Here is a 23,096-nt window from a genome sequence, read left to right as displayed (position 1 = left end):
GGCCGTTTTCCGCCACGGCGCGGACCGCGCGGAAACCGGTGATCTTCGGGGAGGGACGGCGCCTGATGCTGGGAGTGCTGGGGCTGGAGGACACGCACGAGTCGGCCTACCGGGCGCTGGTGTCCGTGGGGGCGGCCGACGTCCCGGACCTGGCGCGGAGGCTGGCGCTCGGCGAACAGGAGACGGAGCGCGCGCTGCGGCGGCTGGAACACAACGGTCTGGCGGCCCAGTCCTCGGCCCGGCCCGGCCGCTGGGTCGCCGCGCCGCCGGGCGTGGCGCTGGGCGCGCTGCTCACCCAGCAGCGGCACGAGCTGGAGAAGGCGGAGCTGGCGGCGGCGATGCTGGCCGAGGAGTACCGGGCGACGGCGGGCGAACCGGCGGTGCACGACCTGGTGGAGGTGGTGATCGGCGCGGCGGCGGTGGCGCGGCGTTTCCTGCAGCTCCAGCTGGGCGCGAGCGAGGAGGTGTGCGCGCTGGTCACCGGCAACCCGGTCGCCGTCACCGGCATGGAGAACGACGCGGAGGAACAGGCCGCCGAACGCGGGGTCCGCTACCGGGTGGTGGTCGAGCGGTCGGTGCTGGACCTGCCGACCGGCATCACCGAGCTGACCGCCGCGCTGGGCCGTGACGAGCAGGTGCGGGTGACGGACCGGGTGCCGACCAAGCTGGTGATCGCCGACCGGTCGCTCGCCCTGGTGCCGCTCACCGCGCACTCCGCGGAACCGGCCGCGCTGGTCGTGCACGCCAGCGGGCTGCTGGAGCTGCTGTCGGGCCTGTTCGACGCGGTGTGGCGGGATGCGCTGCCGTTGCGGCTGGGCGTGTCGGGTGTGACGGAGCAGGGCCCGGACGGGCCCGACGGCACCGATCTGGAGATCCTCTCCCTGCTGCTGGCCGGCCTGACCGACGCGAGCGTCGCCAAGCAGCTCGACCTGGGTCTGCGGACCGTGCAGCGCCGGGTCAAGCGGCTGATGGAGCTGACCGGGGTGACGACCCGGCTGCAACTGGGCTGGCACGCGTACGAGCGGGGCTGGGTGTCCCGGACCCGCTGACGGGCCGGCCGCGCTCCTCGCGGAGTTCTGCGGACCACGACGGCCTCCGCACCCTGGACGGACGGGAGCGTGGGACCTCCTGCTGTCCGGCCCGGTCGTCCTGCTCGGGCCGTGCGGCGTCCTGCTGCCCGGCGTGCCGGGGTCGTGGCCGGTGCGGGCCGGGGTGCCGTGGTGGTCGCTGAAGGACCCGCGGCCGCTCTCCTGGTTCGTCCTGGTGGGCTCGACGGCCGTGCGGCTCGTGGCCGGGGCGGTGCGCCGGACGCTGCCGCCCCGGTGGCCGCGCTCGGACGAGGTCACCCACCGGATGGCGGCGTACGCGGGCGCCGGGGCCTTCCTCGGCTTCGGGGTGGTCCCGGTGGTCGGGGCCGTCCCGGGCTTCATGGGCGGGATCCACCTGGCCGAACGGCTGCGGCTCGGCCGGCACGGCGAGGCGGTGGCGGACCGCGATGCGCTCGGGCGACTCGAGCGTGCTGACGGAGCTGTTCGCCTGCCTGCTGGTGAGCGGGGTGTGGCTCGGGGGTGCCGGCCGTCTGATGCGCCGGCCGTGAGCGGCCTAGAGCCGGACGCCCTCCAGGCCGAGCAGCCGCGTCTTGCGTTCCAGGCCGCCCGCGTACCCGGTCAGGGAGCCGTCGGCGCCGATCACGCGGTGGCAGGGACGCAGGATGAGCAGCGGGTTGGCGCCGATCGCGCCGCCGACGGCGCGTACCGCCGGGCGGGAGGCGCCGATGCGCGCGGCGATCTCGCCGTACGTCGTGGTCGCCCCGTAGGGCACGGCGTCCAGGGCGGCCCACACGCGCTCCCGGAAGGCGGTGCCCTCGGCGCGCAACGGCAGCCGGAACTCCGTCAGCTCCCCGGCGAAGTAGGCGGCGAGCTGCGCCTCGGCCTCCCGGAACGGTCCGGCGTCGTGCCGCCAGCCGTCCTGGACGCCGCGGCCGCCCTTCTGCCCGGGCACGGACAGGGAGGTGAGCGCCCCGTCGTGGCCGGCGGTGAGCAGGAGCGTGCCGACGGGGCTGTCGATCTCGCTCCAGTACGTCACGGAGGTGGTGGTCGTGGTGGTCATCGGTGCTGCTCCCACTCTCCTGCTGCGCGCAGGTGGTTCAAAGCGTACGAGCGCCAGGGGCGCCAGGTGTCGGGCACGGCGGGGCCGGGCGGGGCGACGTCGGGGTCGCCGAGGGCGCGGGCGCGGACGACGGCGGCCGTACGGGCGTCCAGTCCGGGCAGGGCGAGCAGCGCGCGCTCGGCGTCGTCCCGGTCGGCGCCCGGGTCCAGGCGCACGGCGCCGTCGGCGAGGGCGGCGGCGAGGGCGCCGAGGGTGCCGTGCGGCTCGGCCCCGGCGAGGACGGCCGGTTCGGGGAAGAGGTGGGTCAGGGTGCCGCAGGGCGCGTCGAGGGCCTTGCCGTACCGCTGGACCAGCCGCTCGGCCTCCGTCCGCCCCACGAGGGCGCGCACGGCGAGTTCGTCGGGATCGGCGGCGCCCGGTGAGCGCAGCCCGGGGCGGGCGGCGACCAGCGGGGCGAGCCGGGGGTCGGCGCCGAGCCGCTCGTCGACGGCGTACGGGTCGGCGTCCAGGTCGAACAGGCGCCGCAGCCGCTGCACGGAGGTGGTCAGGTCGCGCAGGTCGGTGAGGTGCAGGCGGGCGTCGAGCCAGCCGCCGCTGCCGGTCCTCGGCCGGCCCGGCCGTTCCTCGACGGCGACGATGCCGGTGCCGTACGGCAGGCGCAGGGTGCGCCGGTAGACGCGGCGGCCGGGCGGGCCGCTCACCTCCTCGACCCCGGCGACCGCCTCCCGCCGGAGCAGGTCGAAGACGGGTCCGGCCAGGTAGGGGCCGCGGTGGGCGAGCCGCAGCGGGATGCCGGCGGACGGGGCCGCCGTCCGCCGGGAGGCCCGGTCGCGGGCCGGTGCGGCGGCGCGCACCTCGCTCGGGGTGGCCGCGTACACGGCCTTGATCGTGTCGTTGAACTGCCGGACGCTGGCGAAGCCCGACGCGAACGCGATCTCGGTGACCGGCAGGCCCGTGGTCTGCAGCAGGATGCGCGCGGTGTGCGCCCGCTGGGCGCGGGCGAGGGCCACGGGTCCGGCGCCGAGCTCGGCGGTGAGCTGTCGCTGCACCTGGCGGGCGCTGTAGCCGAGCCGGCCGGCGAGCCCGGCGACGCCCTCGCGGTCGACGACGCCGTCGCCGATGAGCCGCACGGCCCGGCCGACGACGTCGGCGCGCGCGTTCCAGTCGGCCGAGCCGGGCACGGCGTCCGGGCGGCACCGCCGGCAGGCCCGGAAGCCCGAGCCCTGCGCGGCGGCGGCCGTCGCGAAGAACCGCACGTTGCGCCGCTTCGGCGTGACGGCCGGGCAGCTGGGCCGGCAGTAGATGCCGGTGGTCTCGACGGCGAAGAAGAACACCCCGTCGAACCGGGCGTCCCGGCTGCGGACGGCCTCGTACCTGCTGTCCTCGTGCTCGGCGGTCTGCCTCACGTTCTCCATCACGCCGTCCAGTCTCCGCCGGCCCGGCGGGCCGGGCTGGCGGAAATCGGACATCACGTCGGAGACCGTGACGGTGGCCGCGCGGGTGCCGCTACCGCGCGCGGCCCCGCTTCGCCTCCATCGCCGCCTTGCCGATGGCGCCCCGGCGCTTCCACTCCTTGCGGATCTCGGCGCGCAGCCTGGCGTCGGTCTTGGCGACGATGCGCTGGTTCTCCCGCATGAGCTTGCGGTAGCTCTCCAGCCGCCGCTCGGGCAGCTCGCCGTCGTCGATGGCGGCGAGGACGGCGCAGCCCGGCTCGCTCTCGTGGGCGCAGTCGTGGAACCGGCACCGCCGCGCCAGCTCCTCGATCTCGGCGAAGACCTGCCCGACCCCGTCGCCCGCGTCGAAGAGCCCGACGCCGCGCAGTCCCGGGGTGTCGATCAGCACTCCCCCGCCGGGCAGGACGAGGAGGTTGCGGGTGGTGGTGGTGTGGCGGCCCTTGCCGTCGACGTCGCGGACGGCCCGTACGTCCATGACGTCCTCGCCGAGCAGCGCGTTGGCGAGGGTGGACTTGCCGGCGCCGGACTGTCCGAGCAGCACCGTCGTACCGCCGCCGACGACGGCGGCGAGGACGTCGAGTCCCTCGCCGCGCGCGGCGCTGACGGACAGCACCGGCACGCCGGGCGCGGCCGTCTCCACGTCCCGGACGAGGTGGGACAGGGTCACCGGGTCGGGGACCAGGTCGGCCTTGGTGAGCACGACCACGGGCTGCGCCCCGGACTCCCAGGCGAGCGCGAGGAAGCGTTCGATCCGGGCGAGGTCGAGCTCGGCGGCCAGGGACACGGCGACGACGGCGTGGTCGACGTTGGCGGCGAGGATCTGCCCCTCGGAACGCTTGGAGGAGGTGGAGCGCACGAAGGCGGTGCGGCGCGGCAGGTACGTGCGCACGTAGCGCGGATTGCCGTCCGGTTCGACGGCGACCCAGTCACCGGTGCAGACGACGCGCAGCGGGTCGTGCGGGGTGACGAACGCGGTGTCGGCGCGCAGGACGCCGTCGGCGGTGACGACGCCGCACTGGCCGCGGTCGACGCGGACGACGCGGCCCGGCAACAGCCCTTCGGCGTCGTGGGGGGCGAACGCGTCGGCCCAGTCCTCGTCCCAGCCGTAGGGAGCGAGGGCGGAGTGAGCGGTGAAGACGGAGCTGGAAGTCAACGGTATGACCCTTCACAAGGGCGGCCCCGGCGGCACGCGTTCACGGACGCGTGCGAGGAATGCGAGGAAGAGGTGTCAGCCGGCGGCCACGGAGGTGGGATGAACGGACGTCGTCTGGATGCGGACAGCACCCCTCACAAAGACGGTCATCGGTCACACCTCCTCTTCGGCTCGGCCGACAGCACGGCGAAGGCCACTGCCGGGTCACTCGACGACCCTAGAGCGGCACGGCCGCGGGCACCACCGGTTTTTTCCTTCCCTGCCCTTCGGCCCTTCCGGCGGCGGGTCGGGGAGCGCACGCCGGCCGCTCACGAGTGACGCAGTGGGGCGAAAAGCGTTCACCAGGATGCGGGCCGCGGCTAACGTCTCATGACGCGACCCACGACGCCGACGCTCGAACGGGAGGGACCCGATGCGGCGAACCGTCATCGTTTTCATTCACGGACTCTTCTCCTCCGGCGCCACATGGGACAAACTGATCGAACAGTTGGGTCATATCTCCGACATCAAAAGCCGATGCGGCATGGAAAGGTTCACTTATCCCACCTCGCGCATATCGTGGAACCCGCTTCGACGGACTCCCGACTTCGACACGCTGGCCGAGAATCTGCGCAGCCTCGTGACCGAACTGTCCGAGAAGCACGAGCGCATCGTCCTGGTGACCCACAGTCAGGGGGACTGATCGCCCAGCGCTTCCTCTCCAGGGTGATCTCCGACGGCAGGGCAAGAGAACTGGCGAAGATCCGGCGCATCGTCATGTTCGCCTGCCCGAACAGCGGGTCGGAACTCATGCTGCTCATGCGAAGGGTTCTGATCCCTTTCACGCGGAACACCCAGGAGCGTGAGCTCCGGCCGCTGCACATCTCCGTGGTCGACGCCCAGCGGAGGATCCTCACCGGAGTCGTCCAGGCCACGGAACTCTCCGACAACAAGTGCCCGATCCCCATCGTCTCCTATGCCGGAGATTCAGACAACGTGGTGATTCCGGCATCCGCACTGAGCATCTTCCCCCACGGCGCGGTCCTTCCGGGAGACCATTTCTCCGTCATCAAGCCGAAAGCCGACGGCAGGCTCGTATCGGCACTGCACAGGGAAATTTTACGAGCATTGGCGGAGCATCACCGAGTACTTCCGCCACCTGTCACCCCTGCGGACCGACGGCATTCGTTTCCACTCCGCCCAGAACAACGGCGTGAACTACGTCATGTTCGTCGGTCCCGAGGGCTGCACGGACTCCCCGGCCCCGTCGCCCCCGGCCCTGCTCCGACCGGTGCCGCACACAGAACATGTACGCGGCCGCGCGGGCGTGTCGCGGTGAGGCCGTGACCCATGGCGGCCGGCGGTTCCGCGCCGGGCGAGAGGCACGCGGCGGGCCGCCCGGCGCGGATCCCGGCGGCCGCGCTCACGCCTGGACGGGCTCGTCCGCCGGCAGGCTGTCCATGAAGGAGCTGACGGAGAAGACCGCGTTGCCGGCGCCGGGCGGGCCGTAGCCGGGGGGCGAGGACAGGCCGAAGTCCTCCATGGTCTGCCGGTACGCCTGGAGCAGTCGGATGTGGTACTCCAGCGGCGCGCCCTGCGGGTTGGCCTTGCCGAGCGGGGTGGTGGGCTCGGGGCACCAGGTGGTGAAGCGGGGCGTGATGCCGTGCGACATGAAGAAGCGCAGGCCCTCGGTGGTGGAGGCGATGGCCTCGTCGACCGTCTTGAAGCCGAAGGGCTCGGCCATCTCGACGCCGGCGACGAAGTTGGGGATCACGTTGCGCGCGCCGAAGATCTCGGCGGAGTCCAGGATGCGCCTGTGCCACTCGTCGCGGCCGACGTAGCGCTCCTTGCCGGGGCAGTACATCTTGAACAGGTACTCGTCCCACACCTCGAAGTTGGGGTGGTAGATCTGCACGCCGTAGTCCTTGAAGCGCTGCACGTCGTCCTTGGGCAGCGCCTGGGCGACGACCTTGCCGATCCAGCGGCCGGGGAAGCGCTCCTCGATGGCCTTGGCGTAGTGGCCGTAGAAGTCGGCCTCGTCGCGTCCGGAGACCGTCTTGGTGATGGCGCCGCCGGTGAGGGTGTAGGCGGTGGAGGCCTTCTGGGTGTCGTAGCGGTCGATGATCTCCAGGGCCTCCAGCACCTCCTCGACGTCCTTCACGCCCGTGTAGGGGCGGCCGGCCGCCTTGTGCTGGCGCCAGTTGTGGTTGATGTCGCAGTACTGGCACTCCTCCTTGGCGCCGAAGTACTGGCAGACCCGGAAGACGGTCAGGTAGATCAGGTAGCCCCACTGGATGGTCGGGGCCACCTCCATGACCGACTTCCCGTTGGAGAGGGTGTGCCGGTAGTACTCGGGCATCGGGGGGACACCGACGTCGGCGATGCGCCTGCCGTCCAGGTAGAGGCCGAGCACGCCGTCCTCGTTCGCGGCGACGCGGTAGGGGGAGGACGGGTTCACGCGCACCGAGACGACGGTGCGGCGCAGGTCGTAGGGGCCGCCGGTGAGGATGATCTCCTCGGGCGGGCGGCGCAGCGCGGCCTCGCCCAGCTCGGGCAGGGTGCCGTGGTCGAAGGAGAAGATGAAGTACGACTTCGGCTTGACCTCGCCGTCCTCGTTGTCGCTCAGCGCGGAGGGGTCGAAGGCCACACCGCCCCGCAGGAGGTCCTCCTTGAAGACGGCCTCGCGCGGCACGTGCGGGAACCGCTCCATCAGATCCTCGACCAGCGCGGTACGGCTGTCCATCCCGTTGTCTCCTCCCGGCTCAGGCGTTCGACTTCTCACGGTATGCCCCCGCCCTCGCGGCTTCCCGCCCGGGTCCCCTCCCGGCGTGCCAGGTAGGTTCTCCGGCGGAGGACTCCTGGTCCTCACGGACATCGAGGAGGGGCTGCGGCATGGGCGACGCCACCGTGACCAATTGGGCCGGCAACATCACCTACACGGCCGGGGAGGTGCTGCGGCCGCACTCGCTGGACGCGCTGCGGGCCGCCGTGGCGCGGAGCCGGGCGGTGCGGGTGCTGGGCAGCGGTCACTCCTTCAACGAGATCGCCGAGCCCGGCCCCGGGGGCGTCCTGCTGTCGCTGGCCTCGCTGCCGGCCGAGGTGGACGTGGACACGGCCGCCCGCACGGTGCGGGTGGGCGGCGGCGTCCGGTACGCGGAGCTGGCCCGGCTGGTGCACGCGCGGGGGCTGGCACTGTCGAACATGGCGTCGCTGCCGCACATCTCGGTCGCCGGGTCGGTGGCGACCGGCACGCACGGCTCGGGCGTGGGCAACGGCTCGCTGGCGTCGGCGGTGCGCGAGGTGGAGCTGGTCACGGCGGACGGCTCGACGGTGACCGTCGCACGCGGGGAGAAACGGTTCGGCGGCGCGGTCACCTCGCTCGGCGCGCTCGGCGTCGTGACCGCGCTCACCCTCGACCTGGAGCCCGCCTACGAGGTCGAGCAGCACGTCTTCACCGAGCTGCCGTCGGACGGGCTGGACGCGGCGACGTTCGAGAAGGTGATGGCGGCGGCGTACAGCGTGAGCCTGTTCACCGACTGGCGAGCACCCGGTTTCCGGCAGGTGTGGCTCAAGCGGCGCACGGACCGGCCGCTGCCCGGCTTCCCGTACGCCGCCCCGGCCACGGAGAAGATGCACCCGGTGCCGGGCATGCCGGCGGTGAACTGCACCGAACAGTTCGGGGTGCCGGGGCCGTGGCACGAGCGGCTGCCGCACTTCCGCGCCGATTTCATGCCCAGCAGCGGCGCCGAGCTCCAGTCCGAGTACCTGATGCCGCGCGAGCACGCCGCGGACGCGCTGCGCGCGCTGGACGCGGTACGGGACGTCGTCGCGCCGGTGCTGCAGACCTGCGAGGTGCGCACGGTCGCCGCGGACGAGCAGTGGCTGAGCCCCTCCTACGGGCGGGACACGGTGGCGGTGCACTTCACCTGGGTCGAGGACACCGCTGCGGTGCTGCCGGTGGTGCGGCGGCTGGAGGAGGCGCTGGACGCCTTCGACGCGCGGCCGCACTGGGGGAAGGTGTTCACCACTCCGGCGGCGGTCCTGCGCGCCCGGTACCCGCGGCTCGACGACTTCGGGGCGCTGGTGAGGTCGCTGGATCCGCGGGGCACGTTCACCAACGCGTTCGTGCGCGGGGTACTGGCCGGCTGAGGCGGGCGGGCGGCCGGCCGGGCCGGAGGGCGCGGGCCCGCACCCGTCCCAGGATGCGCGCCGGAGATCCCGCGCATGCGAGCGCACCCGCCGAAGAGGTGGACCCGTGCCCCGAGCCGGTCCCACGACCGAGCGCGTCGTCGCGGCCGCCGCGGACCTCGCCGACGAGGCGGGGTCCGAGAGCGTCACTGTCTCCGCGCCGGCCCGGTGGCTGGGGGTGAAGGACGCGAGCCTGTACACGCACGTCCGCGGCCTGCGCGACCTGCGCGTGCGGATGGCGCTGCCGGCGGGCGGCGAGTCGACCGGGCGGATCGAGGCGGCGGTCGCCGGACGGGCCGGGAAGGCGGCGCCGGCCGCCTTCGCCGACGCCTGCCGGGCGTACGCGCTGCGCCGTCCCGGCCGGTACGCCGCGACCCGGGTCCGTGTCGACCGCTCCCTCCTCGCCGGCTCCCCGCGCTGCGCCGCACCGCGCAGATCACCTACGGGATGCTGCGCGCGTACGGCCTCGTCGAGCCCTACTCATCGATGCCGTACGCCTGTTGCGCAGCGCGTCCACGGCTGCTGCGCCCTGGAGGCCGCCGGGGCCTTCGGCGCCCCACGGGACGTCCAGGCGTCGTGGGACAGGGCCGTGGACGCGCTGTACGTCGCGCTGGAGCACCGGCCGGCCGGCGGCTGCTCCGCGCCCCGCGCCGTTGCGCTCAGGCCTTGCGCGCGACCCCGCAGACGGAGACCTCGGCCGTGGACTCCGGGGGCACGGTGCCGTCCGGGCGCCAGGCGGCGGTCGCCACCACGCCGGGTTCGACGAGGTCGAGCCCGGCGAACCAGCCGGCGATCTCCTGCGGGGACCGGAGGTGGTAGGTGTTGGCCGACTGCCCGTTGTAGGTCTCGACGGCCGTGTTGAGGGCGGCGTTGCTGTTCGTGCCGTCGCTCAGGGCGAGGTAGCTGCCCGGCGGCAGTGCCGACACCAGCCGGGCGACCAGGTCCGCGGGCCGGTCCTCGTCGGAGACCTGCCCCATGATGCCCAGCATGGTCAGCGCGACCGGCCGGTCGAGGTCCAGGGTCGCGGCGGCCTCGGCGAGGATCCGGTCGGGGTCGCGCACGTCGGCGTCGATGTAGGCGCAGGCCCCCTCCTCGCTGCTGGTGAGCAGCGCCTCGGCGTGCGTCAGGACCAGGGGGTCGTTGTCGACGTAGACGATGCGGCTCTCCGGCGCGATGCGCTGGGCCAGCTCGTGCGTGTTGTCCGCGGTGGGCAGACCGGTGCCGATGTCGAGGAACTGGCGGATGCCCGCCTCCCCGGCCAGGAAGCGCACGGCGCGCGCCAGGAACTTCCGTTGCAGCCGCGCGACCTCCGCGAACTCCGGGAAGGTGGACAGGATGACGTCGCCGACCTGACTGTCGACGGGGTAGTTGTCCTTGCCGCCCAGCAGGTAGTTCCAGACACGGGCGGAGTGCGGGCGGTCGGTCTGCAGCCGGGCCCTGACTTCATCACGCGGGTGATCCATGGGGGTAGCTTCACACAGAGCGATACTTCAAGGGGTCAACTACCCAGTTCCCGTACGTCGTCGTAGGCCGGCACCGTCCCTCCGGGGGCCCGCCCGGACCGGATGCCGGCCGCGGCCTCCAGCGCGGCGCCCAGCGCGCGCCGGTACAGCAGGGAGCCGAGGCTCACCCGGCGCACACCCAGGTCGGCGAGGTGGTCCGGGGTGGGACCGGCCGGTGTGTACAGGATGTTGAGGGGGGTGTCGTCCAACTGCCGGACCAGGGAGGCGATCACGCGGGGGTCGTCCAGGCCGGGGACGAAGACGCCGTGGGCGCCCGCCTCCCGGTAGGCGTCGAGGCGCCGTGACGTTCCCTCGCCGTCGCCCAGCCAGTACGTGTCGGTGCGGGCGTTGACGAAGAGGCCGGGGGCCGCCGATCTCACCGCGGCGATCTTCGCGGCGTGCAGGTCGACGGGGCCGAGTCCGTCCTCCAGGTTGATGCCGACGGCTCCGGCCGCCGCGAGCTGCCGCGCGAACTCCGCGACCTCGTCGGGGTCGTCGCTGAAGCCGCCCTCCGCGTCGACGGAGAGGAGGAAGGGCCGCGGGCCCAGCGCGAGGGCCAGCCGGAGCGTCTCGTCGCGGGTCGCCGACGCCCCGTCGGGCAGCCCGGCCGCGGCCGCGACGCCCAGGCTGGTCGTGCCGATCGCGGCGAAGCCCCGGCCGGCGAGGAGGAGCGCGGAGGCGTGGTCCCAGGCGCACGGCAGCAGCAGGGGCTCCCCCGCGCGGTGCAGGTCGGCGAAGGCGGTCACGACAGGTCCCCCACGGCATCGGCGTAGTACGCGGACTCCGTGACGTGCCGGGCGAGTTCGCGGAAGCTCCAGCCCTCCCCGGGCGAGTGGTCGAGCTGTTCGCCGGTGAGGGAGCCGAGGCGGACCGCCCAGATCCGGGCGAGCCGGGTGAGGCGGCTGCGGGCCTCGTCGAGGTCCTCCTGGGTGAACGGCGCGCGGTCCGCGTCCGTCGTGATCGCGGAGGCGTGCCAGTGGTCGGGCTGCGGCCGCTCCCCCGCCAGCCGCGCCTCCAGTTCCGCGAGGTGGTCGATCAGGTGGTCGGCGACGCGCCGGACGGCTTTGTGCGGGGTGTAGACCCGGCCGTCCACGTGGGCGGGTTCCCCGTCCCAGGCGGTCCAGGTGGCGGCCAGGGCGAGGACGTGGTCGACCATGCCGGTGACGGCGTCGGCGGGCGTGGGGCCGGTGGCGGTGGTGATGTGCGTGTCGCTCATGTCCCCGACGCTAGGCGCGGGTTGCTTCGGCCGTCGCCGAAGTGTTCCGGCCCCTGGGACGGGTATCCGGACGAACACCCCGGGCCCTCGGGCCTCTTCGACCGACCGGAAGGCGGACATGGTGAGCACCGGGCGACGCGACGGCCGTCCCGAGCGGCGGTGGCAGGACAGGTTGTGGGTGATCGGGTTGTTCGTCCTGGCCGTCGGGCTCCTGACCCGCCTGGCCTTCCCCGGGACGACGGGGGTGTTGCCGGCCCTGGTGGGCGCCGCGCTGACGAGCCTCTACACCGTGTGGCTGGTGCGCCGCCGCCGGCGGCACGACGCGCGGACCACCGGCGCCGAACCGGACGACGTACCCGCCATGGAGCGGCAGATCCTCCAGGGCGCGCCGCCGCCCGGGGAACCCGGCCGGCGGCGGGCGATGGCGGCGCTGGTCGACTCCCGCCAACAGCGGCTGCGGCGCCACCGCTGGTGGGCGCTCCCCCTCCTCGCCGTGATCTCCTTCGGCACCGCGGGCCTGTGGTTCGCCTCCGGCTCGGTGGTCACGGGCGGCTGGCTGCTGGCGGTCGCGGTCGTCTTCATGACGTGGATGGTCCGGCACCACTTCCGCTACGACCGCCGCCTGTCGCAGATGCGCCGCCGCCTCCAGGACTGAGCCGCGCGCCTCGCCCCACGCTGCCCGTGGGCACCAGCCGCCGGCGACGAGCCCGTCCCGCACCGGGCCCGCGTGGACGGTGGCGCCGTACGCGCAGGTGTGGGTGCCGTCCCGCTCCTCGTCGTAGGGGCGGAGCGCCTTGGAGCCCTCCACGCCGAGGGACTCCACGGCCGCCTTCGTGCCCGGCGGGACGCCGAAGCGGCAGGCGGTGGCGGTGCGGTTCCCCGGGAGGCGGGGCGCCGCCCGTGCCGCCCGGGCGGTGGCGACGGCACCGGGACGGCCGGGCGGAGGGCGGCACCGGCCGCGTGCACGCATCGCCCCGTCTCAGGCGCCCGCCTTCGCCGTGTCGGCGACCGGGACGCCGAAGTCCGGGGTGCCGTCCGGCCTCCAGCCGAGTTCCTGGACGCGGGTGTGGCGGTTGGGGTCGTCGAGCGGGTCGCCGGTGATCTCCCGGTACTGGCGGGCGTGGTAGACGAGGACGTCGGTGCGGCCGTCCTCGGCGACGGTGAAGCTGTTGTGGCCGGGGCCGTACTGCCCGGTGGCGTCGCTGCTGGTGAAGACGGGCGTCGGCGACTTCGACCAGCTGGCGGGGTTCATGAGGTCGGCGTCCGCGTCGGCCGTCAGCAGGCCCATGCAGTAGTGGGCGTCGGTCGCGGCGGCCGAGTACGTCATGAACAGCCGGCCGTTGCGGGCGATGACCGACGCGCCCTCGTTGACCTTGAAGCCGACGCACTCCCAGTCGTACTCCGGGGTGGACAACCGCACCTGAGGGCCCGTCAGGGTCCACGGGTTCGCCATCCGCGACAGCCACAGGGCGGTGTTGTTGTCCATGCCGGGCTCGTGCTGTGCCCAGGCGAGGTAGCGGGTGCCCCGGTGGGTGAAGGTGGTGGCGTCCAGCGAGAAGGTCTCCCACGCCGTCCTCACCTGGCCGCGCTCCACCCAGGTGCCCCGCAGGGGGTTCGGGTGGGAGTTCTCCAGCACCCAGATGCGGATGTCCCAGACGCTCTCGGCGGGCGCGGCGGCGAAGTAGACGTACCACTTGCCGTCGATGCGGTGGAGCTCCGGGGCCCAGATGTGCGCGCCCATCGCGCCGGTGGCGTGCTTGCGCCAGACGACGGACTCGTCGGCGGTCGCCAGGCCGTTGATCGTGCGGGAGCGGCGCAGGACGATCCGGTCGTACTCGGGGACGGTCGCCGTGAAGTAGTAGTGGCCGTCGGTGTGACGGTGGATGTGCGGGTCGGCGCGGTTGCGGACGAGCGGGTTCACGTACGGGGCGGCCTTCCGCGGGACGGCGGAGGCGGTGCCGGGGACGGCCGTCAGGGCGCCCGCGGCGGCGGCGCCCTTCAACAGCAGGCGTCGGCCGGGGGCGGGCTGGACGGGCGCATCGTCGGCGCGGCTCATGCGGGCTGCCTCTCGACGGGGGTTCGGCACGTACCGGTGGTTCGGCATGCCGAACGCCATCTGTGATGACGAACGCCGAAAAGGTAAGGGTGGGGCGGGGGAAGGTCAACGGGTCCGACGCCGGGAGCTCGCGCGGGGTCTCAGACGACCAGGCCGTGCCGGTAGGCGTAGACGACGGCCTGGACGCGGTCGCGCAGGCCGAGCTTGGTGAGGATGCGGGACACGAAGGTCTTGACGGTCTCGTGGCTGATCACGAGGGCCGCGGCGATCTCGCTGTTGGACAGGCCGTCCGCGATGAGGCGCAGGACCTCCAGTTCACGGGGCGTCAGCGGGATGTCCCGCGCGCTTCCCGGCGCGGGCCGGATGCGGGCGGCGTACCGGCCCACGAGCCGGCGCGTCACCTCGGGGTCCAGCAGCGCCGCGCCCAGGGCCACGGTCCGGATGCCGTGCAGCAGCCGGTCCGGCGGCGCGTCCTTGAGCAGGAACCCGCTCGCTCCGGCCCGCAGCGCCTCGTAGACGTACTCGTCCAGGTTGAAGGTCGTCACCACGAGCACCTTCACGGGGTGCTCCACCCCGGCTCCGGCCAGCAGACGGGTGGCCTCGATGCCGTCGAGCACCGGCATGCGCACGTCCATCACCACGACGTCCGGGCGCAGCCGCCCGGCCAGTTCGACCGCGGTCCGCCCGTCCCCGCACTCGCCCGCCACCTCCATGTCGGGCTGCGCGCCGATGATCGTCGACAGCCCGGTGCGGATCAGCGCCTGGTCGTCGCAGACCAGGACCCGGACCGGCGCGCTCACACCGGGCTCCCCGTGGGTATCCGCGCCCGGACCAGGAAGCCCCCGCCCGTGCGGGGGCCCGCGCTGAAGTCGCCGCCCAGGACGCCGACGCGTTCGCGCAGGCCCTCCAGGCCCCGCCCGCCGCCGCCGGGGGAGGCGTCCCGCGCCCCGGAACCGTCCGTGCCGACCTCCACGGCGATCTCCCTCTCGTCATGGCGCACCAGGACCGAGGTCCGGCTGCCGTGGTCGTGCTTGAGCGCGTTCGTCAGGGCCTCCTGCACGACCCGGTAGGCCACGAGGTCGGCGCTGCCGGTCGAGGCCGGCGGGGTGCCCTCCTCGGTGAACTCCACCGGCTGTCCGGCCCGCCGCGTCTGCTCGACGAGCGTGAGCACCCTGCCGACGGGCGGTGTCCGGTCCTCGCCGCCCCGGCCGGTGCCGTGGTCGGGGTTGAGCAGGTCCAGCAGGTGCCGCAGGTCGGTGATGGCCCGCCGGCCGGTGTCGCTGACGGCGGTCAGGGCCTCGTCGAGGCGGTCGGGGGCGGCGGTCAGGTACCGGGCCGCCTCGGACTGCACGACCATCGCCGTCACGTGGTGGGTCACGACGTCGTGGAGCTCGCGGGCGATCCGGGTGCGTTCGGCGCTGCGGGCGTCCTCGGCGACGCGGCGGCGGCGTTCGGCCTCCGCGGCACGGGCGGAGCGCATCCACGCGCCGATGCCCCACACGAGGGCCAGCACCAGGTAGAACGTCACGAACTCGACCGCCGGTTCGCCCGGCCCGCGCTCGTGGAGCGCCACCGCCAGGGCCGCGAACGCCGCGGAGGAAGCGACGAGGGCGGTGCGCCGGTAGCGCTCCTGCCAGGACCCCGCGCTCAGCAGGGCGACGGGCAGCGCGGTGCCCGCGACGAGGTGGTAACCGCGCAGCTGGTCGAGGGCGAAGCCGAGCGACACCAGGGCGAGGCAGACGAGCGGCCACCGCCGGCGCACGGCGAGCGGAAGGCACTGCAGGGCGGCCGCGAGGCCCGCCCACGCGTCGGCGGGCCGGGTCGGCAGGCCGCCGACCTGCGTGCCGTCGCCGTGGAATACGGGCATGACCGACGCGACGAGGAGCAGCACCCCGAGCGGCAGGTCCCGGACCGTGACATCGAGGCGGTGCCACGACTCCGGGAACCGTCGACGATCGATCACCGGGGCAGTGTAGCGGCGGAGTCGATCTTGGAGGCACGCCGGGCGCCGAACGGCACGATGTTCCCGCGCCGGTGGGCCAGCCACAGGAACACGAGGGTCAGCAGCGCCCCGAAGCCCACCGAGTACACGCTGCCCTCCGGGCCGAACCCGCCGCCGGTGAGCAGCTTTGGGCCCGACGTCGTGGTGTCCAGCAGCCCCTGGTCGGTGCCGTTGCCGGAGACCTCCGAGCTGAAGATGCCGGCCACGGAGAAGTTCCAGCCGAAGTGCACGCCGATCGTCAGCCACAGGCTGCGGGTGGCGGCGTACGCGGCGGCGAGCATGAAGCCGGCCTCGACGGCGATGGCCAGGGCGCCCCACAGGGTCGCGTGTTCGTTGAACAGGTGGGAGAGGCCGAACAGGAGGCCGGTCGCGCCCAGCGCGAGGTAGGTGCCGATGTGCTCCTCGACGATCCGGAACAGCACCCCGCGGTACACCACCTCCTCCGTCGCGGCGGCGCCGGCCATGAAGCCGGCCAGCCCCAGCGCGCCCGTCACCGAGCCGAGGCCGTCGACCTCGGTGTACCCGGCGGCGAGGAGGTTCGTGATGACGGCGCTGAACATCCCGGCGCCGATCAGGACGCCCCAGGCGGTCCTGGACACGGCGCCTTCCCGCGCCACGTCCCGGGCGGGCCGGTGCTCGGTCCGCCGGACCACCCACGCGTACACCAGCACCGCCAGCGCGGCCGTCACGAAGCCGAGGACCAGCGTGAGCCCGTCATCGTCCTTCACCGCGTTGACGGCGTTGCCGGTGACGGCGTACATCGCCAGGACGACCAGGAACTGCAGGACGAACCTCACGGGAACCCCTTCCTCGGGCCCGCGGCCGAGTGCCGCGCGCTGCACCGGACGCTACGGATCCGGCGGCCGGAGGTCGTCACCTCACAGGGGACACCTGGCCGTAGCTCGCACGGGGGACAAGCTCCCCGGGGACGCCCGTGAGCACTGGCTAACCTCGTCCCATGACCCCTGACTTCGCCGACGCCCTCGTCCGTGGCCGGCCCCTCGTGCTCGACGGCGGCATGTCCAACCAGCTGGAGTCGGCGGGTCACGACCTGAGCGACGCCCTGTGGTCGGCGCGGCTGCTGGCCGAACGGCCGGAGGCGGTCACCGAGGCGCACCTCGCCTACTTCGAGGCGGGCGCGGACGTGGCGATCACGGCGAGTTACCAGGCGACCTTCGAGGGGTTCGCGGCACGCGGCATCGGCCGGGAGCGGGCCGCCGGGCTGATGGCGCTCGGCGTGGACCTGGCGCGCGAGGCCGCCCGCCGGTGCGGCGCCGCCCGGCCGCTGTGGGTGGCGGCGTCGGCCGGACCGTACGGGGCGATGCTCGCGGACGGCTCCGAGTACCGGGGCCGGTACGGGCTCACCGTCGCCGAGCTGGAGCGCTTCCACCGTCCCCGCCTGGAGGTGCTGGCCGCCGCCCGCCCCGACGTGCTCGCGCTGGAGACCGTCCCCGACGCCGACGAGGCCGCGGCGCTGCTGCGGGCGGTGCGCGGACTGGGCGTGCCGGCCTGGCTGTCGTACACCGTCGCGGGCGGCCGCACCCGCGCCGGCCAGCCGCTGGAGGAGGCGTTCGGGCCGGCGGCGGAGGCGGAGGAGGTGATCGCGGTCGGCGTGAACTGCTGCGCGCCCCAGGACGTGGCGGGCGCGGTCGAGATCGCCTCCCGGGTCACCGGCAAGCCGGTCGTCGTCTACCCCAACAGCGGCGAGTCCTGGGACGCCGCCGCCCGCCGCTGGACCGGCCGCTCCGCCTTCACCCCCGAGGAGGTGGAGAGCTGGCGGGCCGCCGGGGCCCGGCTGATCGGCGGTTGCTGCCGGGTGGGCCCGGAGGCGATCGCGTCGGTCGCGGCGGCACCGGGCCGGTCCTGACGCGGTACCGCAGGCCGCCCGCCCTCACCGTCGTACCGGACGCCCGACCCGTGTCCCCCGCGTGGCGGCGTCGGCCTTCCACAGGTCGTACTCGGCGTCGCGCGGGCCGTGCACCGTGTGCGGGGCGCCGTCGCCGAAGACCCGCACGGGATGCGTGGCGTCCCACGCCTCCCAGCCCGGGTCCCCGGACTCGGCGAACCGGACCCACGCCCCGTGCATCGCGTCGGCCAGTTCCCGCGGAGCACCCTCGCCCGCGAGCCTGCGCGCGTCCGGCCCGTCCCCGGAGTCGAAGACGAAGCCCAGCTCCAGGGCATGGCAGGCGCCGAGGCCGGGCAGGCCGGACGGCCAGGCGAACTCGTAGACGTGGGACGGTCCCGGCCGCGCGTCGGCCAGGCGGTGCACCGGTACGCGCAGCAGGTGGTCGGTGACGAGCTGGCCGACGGTCTCGGCGGTGCCGGCGTCGGGGTGCAGGGCGCGGTAGCCGCGCACCACCTCGTTGCCGCAGTGGCAGCGGGCCCGCGCGCCCGCCAGGGCGACGGCGCCGAGCCGGTCGACACGTTCGACCAGGCCGCCGGGGACCAGCCAGAGCCGGTACTCGTCACGGGTCCAGCCCATCATCAGGTCGACGTCGCGGGCCGCCTCGCCGTCGACGAGCGCCTCCAGGGGGTCGCCCGGCACCACGTCGCCGTCGACGACGATGCCGAAGGCGGGGCCGCCGAGCACGGGGCTGCCGAGCCTGCCCACCTCGGCCTGCACGCGCAGCAGCTGCTCGCGGTCGGCGGCGGCGAAGGCCTCCGCGGTCGCCGGGATCCTCAGCCGGGCGGCCATGCGGCGCACCATGCGGCGCACCTTGTCGCGGTCGGACGCCTCCGGTGCCCCGCTCTGCAGCACCGCGCGCCGCATCAGGCCGCGGGCCCGCGGCGCGGCGAGGAGGACTCCGGTGCTGATCGCCCCGGCCGACTGACCGGCGACGGTGACCCGGTCGGGGTCGCCGCCGAAGGCCGCGATCGCGTCCCGCACCCACTCCAGCGCGGCGATCTGGTCGCGCAGCCCGGCGTTGGCGGGGGCGTCCGGGAACAGCCCGTAGCCCTCGACGCCCAGTCGGTAGTTGACCGACACGCAGACCACGCCGTCGCGGGCGAAGGTGCGGCCGTCGTAGACGGGCACCGCGGAGGAACCCCTGGTCAGGGCGCCGCCGTGCAGCCACACCAGCACCGGCAGGCGAGCTCCGGGGCCCGGCTGCGGCGTCCAGACGTTGAGGTTGAGGCAGTCGTCGCCGGGGATCGACGGGTCGGACAGATAACGGGCGAACGCCTCGGAGTACGGCGGTTTCGGTGCCGTGGGCCCGAAGGCGCCGACGTCGCGCACTCCGTCCCAGGGCTCGGGCGGCACGGGGGGCCGGAACCGGCGGGGACCGAAGGGGGGCGCCGCGTAGGGGATGCCCCGGAACACGGCGATCCCGTCCTCGTGTCTGCCGCGCACCGCCCCGTGAGGCGTGCTGACCACGGGGTCCGTCCGGCCTGCCGACATGCGCTCACCAGTCCTTCGCCGCGCTGACGCACCGTTGTACCGCCGCACTGCGCACCGCTCACATCAGAGCACCGCACCGCCCGGACGTATTCCGCCCTCCCCCCACGATCCCGTCACCCGGGTGCCGTCGCCCGCCGGGTCCTTCGGGGCCACGGTGGGCGAGGCGCCGCCCGCGGGGCGTCACCGGCCGGCGTTTAGCCGGGCGGCCCGCCGTGTCAGGTGGTCGCGCTCGGCGAGGTCGCGGGCCTTGTGGGCCGCCTCGGCGTACAGCCGTGCCGCCGTCGCCCGGTCGCCGTCGCGCTCGTGGAGGTACGCGGCCACGGCGGTGTGGCGGGGCAGTGAGTCGTCCAGCGCCGCGAGCGCCGCCAGGCCGGCGCGCGGTCCGTCGGCCTCGCCGACGGCCACCGCGCGGTTGAGCCGGACGACCGGGCTGTCGGTCAGGCGGACGAGTTCGTCGTACCACTCGACGATCTGCACCCAGTCGGTCTCCTCGGCGGTGGGCGCGTCGGCGTGGAGGGCCGCGACGGCGGCCTGTGCCTGGAACTCGCCGAGGCGGTCGCGGGCGAGGGCCGCCTGCAGGATGCGGACGCCCTCGGCGATCGACGCGGTGTCCCACCGGGTCCGGTCCTGCTCGGCGAGCGGCACCAGGCCGCCGTCGGGCCCGGTCCGGGTGGCGCGCCGGGCGTGGTGGAGCAGCATGAGGGCGAGCAGTCCCGCCACCTCGGGGTGGTCGACGTGGGCCGCGAGCTGCCGGGTGAGCCGGATGGCCTCGGCGGCGAGGTCGACGTCGCCGGAGTAGCCCTCGTTGAAGACCAGGTAGAGGACGCGCAGCACGGTGGCGACGTCGCCGGGCCGGTCGAACCGCACTCCGGAGACGGTGCGCTTGGCCCTGCTGATCCGCTGCGCCATGGTCGCCTCGGGCACCAGGTAGGCCTCGGCGATCTGGCGGGTGGTGAGCCCGCCGACGGCGCGCAGGGTGAGCGCGACCGCTGACGCCGGCGTCAGCGACGGGTGGGCGCACAGGAAGTAGAGCCGGAGCGTGTCGTCCACCGCGGACGCGGGCCCGGGCGGCGGCTCCTCGTCGACGAGGTCCTCGCGCCGGCGGCGGGCGGCGTCCGAGCGGGCCGCGTCGAGGAACCGGCGCCAGGCGACGGTGACCAGCCAGCCCTTCGCGTCGCGCGGTGGGTCGGCCGGCCAGACGCGGACCGCCTCGAGCAGCGCGTCCTGCACGGCGTCCTCGGCCGCCGCGAAGTCGGCTCCGCGGCGGACGAGGATGCCGAGGACGCTCGGCGTGAGGCTCCGGAGCAGGGCCTCGTTCATCCGTGAGGACATTCCGGGACGGTGGGCGGCGCCGCCAGGAACGGGCGCAGTTCGAGCCACTCGTGGATCGGCTTCCCGCCTGCTCCGGGCGCCGCCGACAGCTCCCCGGCCAGCTCGACGGCGCGCTCGTAGCTGTCGACGTCGATCACCATCCAGCCGGCGATGAGGTCCTTGGTCTCGGCGAACGGCCCGTCGGTGACCGGCGGGCGTCCCTCGCCGTCGTAGCGGACCCACGTCCCCTCGGGGGCGAGCGCCTGCCCGTCGACGAACTCGCCGGTCCTCTCGAGCCGGGCCGCGAAGTCGTTCATGTACCGCACGTGGGCCGAGATCTCCTCCGGCGTCCACCGGTCCATGGGGACGTCGTTGACCGCGGCCGGGGCGCCCCGGTAGTGCTTGAGCATCAGGTACTTGGCCATGGTGACTCTCCTCGGTGCTGTGCGGCCCATTGTGGTCGCGTTCGCCCCGGGGACGGAGCCGGACGCGGGTTCTCGACATCGCCGGCGGGACTTCTTCCGGCTCGGTGTTCAGCCGCCCGCGTCCACGCTGTTGTCGGGTGCCCCGTCGCCGAACGGGGGCAGGTCGCCGCGTTCCACGGGGGCGGTGGCGGCGGGCCGGGGCGAGGGCAGGGTGGCCGCGGCCTCGGCGGCGTCGGGCCGGTGGACGGCCCCGGCGGCCCTGTCCAGGACCTCGCGCGGTACGGCCTCCCCGGCGGACAGCCGGACCACGTGCCCGTTCTTCGGCAGGGCGTACTCGTGCTGTCCGCCGCCGGTGCGGTACCAGCCCTCGGCGTCGCGCTCGCACACGGCCCGCCCGCCGGTGCCGTCTCCGACCGGCAGGCCGCGGCAGGTGTCCCCGGTCATCGATCCCCGCTCGACGGACAGACGCAGCAGCGCGCCCGAGCCGTCGACGACGTAGGTGGCGGAGAAGCCGTCGTCGCCGAGCACGCCGACGGACTGCCGGGCCAGGGTGAGGTCGGGCGTTCCGGTGACGTACACCAGTTCGGGGTCGATCCCGAGTGCCTCCGCCCGGTTCCGCAGCTCGTTCGGGGTGAGGAGTGCCTCCTCGGCGGCGGAGGCCGCCCCGGCGGACGCGGAGGCAGCGGCGGAGGCAGCAGCGGAAGCCGCCCCGGCGGACGCGGTCGCGGAAGCCGCCCCGGCGGACGCGGTCGCGGAGGCGGCGACCGGATCGCCGGCCGGCTTCTCCGTACCGCAGGCGGTGAGCAGCAGCGGAGTCAGCAACAGCGGCGGCAGGACGCGCACATGACGGATCATGCGGTCATCCTGCCGTACGGGTGCCCTCCGGCCGGCCGTCGTCCGGAAGGTGCCGTGCGGTGCTCCGCCAGAACCCCGACAGGGCCTCGGCGAGTGCCTCGGGCGCCTCTTCGGCGATGTGGTGGCCGGAGTCGATCGGGCCGCCGTGCGGCGGGCCGGCCGTCCAGTCGCGCCAGACGGCCGGCACGTCGCCGTAGAGGCCGGCCATGTCGTCACGGGTGGCCCACAGCACCTGGACCGGGCAGCCGATGCGCCGGCCCGCCCGCCGGTCGGCGTCGTCGTGCTCCCGGTCGACGCCGAGTCCGGCCCGGTAGTCCTCGCACATGGCGTGCACGGTGTCCGGGTCGTGGATCGCGCGCCGGTAGTCGGCGTACGCCTCGGCGCCCATCTGCTCGGCGGTGGCCCGGTACCAGGCGTCGGGGTCGGCGTTGATGACGCGTTCGGCGGGCTTGTCGGTCTGCCCGAGGAAGAACCAGTGCCACCAGCTCGCGGCGAACCCGGCGTCGCAGCGCCGCAGCGCCTCCCCGAGGGGGACGGCGTCCAGCACGCTGAGCGCGGACACGGACCGCGGGTGGTCCAGGGCGAGCCGGGTGGCCACGTACGCGCCCCGGTCGTGGCCGACCACGGCGAACCGTTCGTGGCCGAGGCGGCGCATGACCGCCAGGCAGTCGCCGGCCATGGCGCGCTTGGAGTACGGGGTGTGCCGCTCGTCGGTCGGGGGCTTGTCGGACTCGCCGTAGCCGCGCAGGTCCGGGCAGACCACCGTGTGGCCGGCCGAGGCGAGCAGCGGGGCGACGCGGTGCCAGGTCGCGTGCGTGCGCGGATGGCCGTGCAGGAGCAGCACCGCCGGTCCGCTGCCGCCGTGCCGCACCCGCAGGCGGACCCCGTCCCCCTCGCACCGCGTCAGTGCGAAACCGTCGAACACGTGGCCTCCCGCTCCTCGGACGTCGCGGCTCGCCTGCCCCGGACCGCCGCGTCCACGCGTCGCCGCGGCCGCCCGCGCCCGCGGGGCTCAGCCCTTCGGCGTACCGGACCCGTGCGCCGCCGCCTCCCTGGAGAGCCGGACGGCCGACAGCAGGCTCATGCCGGGGGCCGCCTCGCGCAGGGCCTTGACGGCGTGGACGGAGTCGGCCGGGCCCTCGTACCCGGCGGCGGCGAGGCGCTCGCGGACCCAGCGGGCGCGCAGGTCGGCGTCGGAGGCGGCGGCCGCCTGTTCCGCCAGGGCGACGGCGCGCTCCAGACCGGGCCGTTGTTCCGGGGGCGCGTCGGCGAGCGCCTCGCGAAGGCTCTCGGTGACCGCCTCCGCGTCCCGCAGGAACAGGATGTCGAGTTCCGCTCTTCCGCGTCCGAACATGGCGCCATGGTCGGCGCCTCGCACCGCGCAGATCAAGGGACTTGAGGCCTTTCTGAGCTGCGCGGCCCGGCGGCCGGGGCGTCCGTTTCCTTCAA

The 23,096-nt window shown here is 74.5% G+C and carries 22 protein-coding genes and 2 pseudogenes; 7 read left to right on the top strand and 17 right to left on the bottom strand.

Going from position 1 to position 23,096, the window contains the following annotated elements; translation table 11 throughout:
* Positions 1-65 precede the first annotated feature (65 nt).
* Both ACZ4V6_RS20750 and ACZ4V6_RS20745 read left to right on the top strand, forming a co-directional pair.
* The gene (locus ACZ4V6_RS20750) at positions 66-1,049 is read left to right on the top strand and encodes a helix-turn-helix domain-containing protein (protein WP_467829365.1); all 984 of its coding nucleotides are present in this window, start codon (positions 66-68) and stop codon (positions 1,047-1,049) included.
* A gap of 79 nt (positions 1,050-1,128) precedes the next feature.
* A pseudogene (locus ACZ4V6_RS20745) lies at positions 1,129-1,597 on the top strand (DUF456 domain-containing protein).
* A gap of 5 nt (positions 1,598-1,602) precedes the next feature.
* Here ACZ4V6_RS20745 and ACZ4V6_RS20740 read toward each other — a convergent pair.
* From ACZ4V6_RS20740 to rsgA, 3 genes are all read right to left on the bottom strand, one after another.
* On the bottom strand, positions 1,603-2,109 hold the full coding sequence (locus ACZ4V6_RS20740; protein WP_467829362.1) for a methylated-DNA--[protein]-cysteine S-methyltransferase: 507 nt from the start codon (positions 2,107-2,109) through the stop codon (positions 1,603-1,605).
* On the bottom strand, positions 2,106-3,524 hold the full coding sequence (locus tag ACZ4V6_RS20735) for a bifunctional transcriptional activator/DNA repair enzyme AdaA (RefSeq protein WP_467829653.1): 1,419 nt from the start codon (positions 3,522-3,524) through the stop codon (positions 2,106-2,108). Before ACZ4V6_RS20735 ends, ACZ4V6_RS20740 begins: the two co-directional genes overlap by 4 nt.
* Positions 3,525-3,615: 91 nt before the next feature.
* Complete coding sequence (rsgA, locus tag ACZ4V6_RS20730; RefSeq protein WP_467829360.1) at positions 3,616-4,716, bottom strand: ribosome small subunit-dependent GTPase A; 1,101 nt, start codon at positions 4,714-4,716, stop codon at positions 3,616-3,618.
* A 412-nt stretch (positions 4,717-5,128) separates the two neighbouring features.
* On the opposite strand from rsgA, the gene ACZ4V6_RS20725 reads away from it, so the two are divergent.
* Complete coding sequence (locus ACZ4V6_RS20725) at positions 5,129-5,398, top strand: esterase/lipase family protein (protein WP_467829358.1); 270 nt, start codon at positions 5,129-5,131, stop codon at positions 5,396-5,398.
* A 720-nt stretch (positions 5,399-6,118) separates the two neighbouring features.
* On the opposite strand, the gene ACZ4V6_RS20720 is transcribed toward ACZ4V6_RS20725, so the two are convergent.
* Positions 6,119-7,438, bottom strand: a complete 1,320-nt coding sequence (locus tag ACZ4V6_RS20720; RefSeq protein WP_467829356.1) for a radical SAM protein — start codon at positions 7,436-7,438, stop codon at positions 6,119-6,121.
* Positions 7,439-7,587: 149 nt separating this feature from the next.
* Here ACZ4V6_RS20720 and ACZ4V6_RS20715 point away from each other — a divergent pair, with 149 nt between their 5' ends.
* Positions 7,588-8,844, top strand: a complete 1,257-nt coding sequence (locus tag ACZ4V6_RS20715) for a D-arabinono-1,4-lactone oxidase (RefSeq protein ID WP_467829353.1) — start codon at positions 7,588-7,590, stop codon at positions 8,842-8,844.
* A 274-nt stretch (positions 8,845-9,118) separates the two neighbouring features.
* Positions 9,119-9,472: pseudogene (locus tag ACZ4V6_RS20710) on the top strand (TetR-like C-terminal domain-containing protein); the annotation flags it as partial.
* A 70-nt stretch (positions 9,473-9,542) separates the two neighbouring features.
* On the opposite strand, the gene ACZ4V6_RS20705 reads toward ACZ4V6_RS20710, so the two are convergent.
* Genes ACZ4V6_RS20705 through ACZ4V6_RS20695 form a run of 3 tightly spaced genes read right to left on the bottom strand, consistent with a single transcriptional unit; the run spans position 9,543 to position 11,601 of the window.
* Positions 9,543-10,346, bottom strand: a complete 804-nt coding sequence (locus tag ACZ4V6_RS20705) for an SAM-dependent methyltransferase (protein WP_467829350.1) — start codon at positions 10,344-10,346, stop codon at positions 9,543-9,545.
* A 35-nt stretch (positions 10,347-10,381) separates the two neighbouring features.
* Positions 10,382-11,131: an isocitrate lyase/PEP mutase family protein gene (locus ACZ4V6_RS20700; protein ID WP_467829348.1), complete on the bottom strand. Its 750-nt coding sequence runs from the start codon at positions 11,129-11,131 to the stop codon at positions 10,382-10,384.
* Positions 11,128-11,601 (bottom strand): hypothetical protein, encoded by a 474-nt coding sequence (locus ACZ4V6_RS20695; RefSeq protein ID WP_467829345.1) that lies wholly within the window; start codon positions 11,599-11,601, stop codon positions 11,128-11,130. The genes ACZ4V6_RS20700 and ACZ4V6_RS20695 overlap by 4 nt, the downstream gene beginning before the upstream one ends.
* Before the next feature lie 118 nt (positions 11,602-11,719).
* Between ACZ4V6_RS20695 and ACZ4V6_RS20690 the strand changes: the two genes are divergently transcribed.
* Positions 11,720-12,256 (top strand): hypothetical protein, encoded by a 537-nt coding sequence (locus tag ACZ4V6_RS20690; protein ID WP_467829343.1) that lies wholly within the window; start codon positions 11,720-11,722, stop codon positions 12,254-12,256.
* 324 nt (positions 12,257-12,580) lie between these two features.
* Here the strand turns inward: ACZ4V6_RS20690 and ACZ4V6_RS20685 are convergent, their stop codons facing one another.
* The 4 genes from ACZ4V6_RS20685 to ACZ4V6_RS20670 form a co-directional block, all read right to left on the bottom strand.
* Positions 12,581-13,657, bottom strand: coding sequence for a glycoside hydrolase family 43 protein (locus ACZ4V6_RS20685; RefSeq protein WP_467829341.1), 1,077 nt, complete (start codon positions 13,655-13,657; stop codon positions 12,581-12,583).
* A gap of 140 nt (positions 13,658-13,797) precedes the next feature.
* On the bottom strand, positions 13,798-14,457 hold the full coding sequence (locus tag ACZ4V6_RS20680) for a response regulator (protein ID WP_467829338.1): 660 nt from the start codon (positions 14,455-14,457) through the stop codon (positions 13,798-13,800).
* Positions 14,454-15,620, bottom strand: coding sequence for a sensor histidine kinase (locus ACZ4V6_RS20675; protein ID WP_467829336.1), 1,167 nt, complete (start codon positions 15,618-15,620; stop codon positions 14,454-14,456). The genes ACZ4V6_RS20680 and ACZ4V6_RS20675 overlap by 4 nt, the downstream gene beginning before the upstream one ends.
* Complete coding sequence (locus ACZ4V6_RS20670; RefSeq protein WP_467829334.1) at positions 15,617-16,456, bottom strand: lysostaphin resistance A-like protein; 840 nt, start codon at positions 16,454-16,456, stop codon at positions 15,617-15,619. The genes ACZ4V6_RS20675 and ACZ4V6_RS20670 overlap by 4 nt, the downstream gene beginning before the upstream one ends.
* Before the next feature lie 161 nt (positions 16,457-16,617).
* Here ACZ4V6_RS20670 and mmuM point away from each other — a divergent pair, with 161 nt between their 5' ends.
* Complete coding sequence (mmuM, locus tag ACZ4V6_RS20665) at positions 16,618-17,526, top strand: homocysteine S-methyltransferase (protein WP_467829332.1); 909 nt, start codon at positions 16,618-16,620, stop codon at positions 17,524-17,526.
* 24 nt (positions 17,527-17,550) lie between these two features.
* Here the strand turns inward: mmuM and ACZ4V6_RS20660 are convergent, their stop codons facing one another.
* The 6 genes from ACZ4V6_RS20660 to ACZ4V6_RS20635 form a co-directional block, all read right to left on the bottom strand.
* Positions 17,551-19,056, bottom strand: a complete 1,506-nt coding sequence (locus ACZ4V6_RS20660; RefSeq protein WP_467829329.1) for a carboxylesterase/lipase family protein — start codon at positions 19,054-19,056, stop codon at positions 17,551-17,553.
* Between the two features lie 180 nt (positions 19,057-19,236).
* Complete coding sequence (locus ACZ4V6_RS20655; RefSeq protein ID WP_467829650.1) at positions 19,237-20,376, bottom strand: RNA polymerase sigma factor; 1,140 nt, start codon at positions 20,374-20,376, stop codon at positions 19,237-19,239.
* A complete protein-coding gene (locus ACZ4V6_RS20650) occupies positions 20,373-20,792 on the bottom strand; it encodes a YciI family protein (protein WP_467829327.1) in 420 nt (139 codons plus the stop codon). The genes ACZ4V6_RS20655 and ACZ4V6_RS20650 overlap by 4 nt, the downstream gene beginning before the upstream one ends.
* Before the next feature lie 108 nt (positions 20,793-20,900).
* Positions 20,901-21,647: a hypothetical protein gene (locus ACZ4V6_RS20645; protein WP_467829324.1), complete on the bottom strand. Its 747-nt coding sequence runs from the start codon at positions 21,645-21,647 to the stop codon at positions 20,901-20,903.
* 4 nt (positions 21,648-21,651) lie between these two features.
* Entirely contained in the window at positions 21,652-22,572 is a 921-nt protein-coding gene (locus tag ACZ4V6_RS20640) for an alpha/beta hydrolase (RefSeq protein WP_467829321.1), read from the bottom strand.
* 87 nt (positions 22,573-22,659) lie between these two features.
* Positions 22,660-23,001: a hypothetical protein gene (locus ACZ4V6_RS20635; RefSeq protein WP_467829319.1), complete on the bottom strand. Its 342-nt coding sequence runs from the start codon at positions 22,999-23,001 to the stop codon at positions 22,660-22,662.
* Between the last annotated feature and the right edge of the window lie 95 nt (positions 23,002-23,096).

The organism is Streptomyces sp. NPDC029152, from assembly GCF_055564355.1.
The sequence above is the reverse complement of the archived record's forward strand: the minus strand, read 5'-3'. Positions and strand labels throughout refer to the sequence as shown.